Genomic DNA, 1,009 nt, shown 5'->3' with positions numbered 1-1,009 from the left:
GTCTTGAAGTCCTTCGGTATAGATAAATCTGATCTTCCTGAGAATGCAAAGGTTATCATACGTAAGGGTAAGAAGGACATGTGGGTAGTCCGTCTGTTCTTCTATCAGAAACAAGAGGTTTATTGTAAGGAATACAAGATAGCACGCTTTAATGTACCTGGCTCTGATCCTCAGAGCAGCAAGTATCCTCAGAGTATCATCAAGGGTAATCCTTTGATGCCATCCTTCTGTAGGTTCTATCTGGAGTCGAAGTTTGCCTATCATCTCTCCGAAAACCGCTTGTTGGATATGTTGTCACAGATGGGTATGAAGGTAGCTCAGTCAACCTTGAACGGTTGGATGCAGCAAATCATGACTTATCTTCGTGAACGCTTGGGACCTGTGATGCTTGAGCGTATCCGTCAGTGTGTCTATACCCAGAATGACGAGTCAAGAATCGTGGTTCGCAGTCGTGAGAGTAAGGAAGACAAGTTTAAGTACAATGTGGAGTACATCCATGCTGCCCTCTCCATGGAAGCCAAGCTTTGTGTGATGGAATATAAGGAGGGTAGCCGTAGTCACAGTGTGCAGGAAGACGCCATCTTCAAGGACTCTTGTATAAGGGTGTTTACTGCAGACAGAGCAGTCTTGTATGAGACAATTGAGAAGGATTTGGAGGAAATGGGACTGGTGCGTACAGCTTGCTGGTTCCATGCCCGCCATCGCTTCGTGGATGCTTATATCTCTGACCATCGTGTGCGTGTAATCATCTTGATGATGAACTACCTCTTCCAGATAGAGCGAGAGTCGAAGATACGCAAGCATACAGCTAAGCAGCGACGCCGATTTAGACTTAAGTACAGTGCATCGATCGTTGGCAAGTTGATGAAGTTGTTGAAGAAGATCAAGCTTGATTCTTCTTATGGTGCAATGGTTCAGCGAGCAGTCAACTATGTACTTGATGACGAGAAGGCCTTCAAGGTGTTCTTGCAGGATGGTCGTGTCGAGATGCATAACAATGCGGTCGAAC

Annotated in this window: 1 protein-coding gene; it reads left to right on the top strand. The window is 45.7% G+C overall.

The features are described 5' to 3' along the window. On the top strand, positions 1-1,009 hold a 1,009-nt coding region (locus tag ACQRBJ_RS16040; RefSeq protein ID WP_445304229.1), incomplete at both ends, for an IS66 family transposase.

Source organism: Prevotella sp. SGI.167 (assembly GCF_050313615.1).
In the GTDB taxonomy this organism is placed as follows: domain Bacteria; phylum Bacteroidota; class Bacteroidia; order Bacteroidales; family Bacteroidaceae; genus Prevotella.
This window is presented reverse-complemented; position numbering and strand designations above follow the sequence as displayed.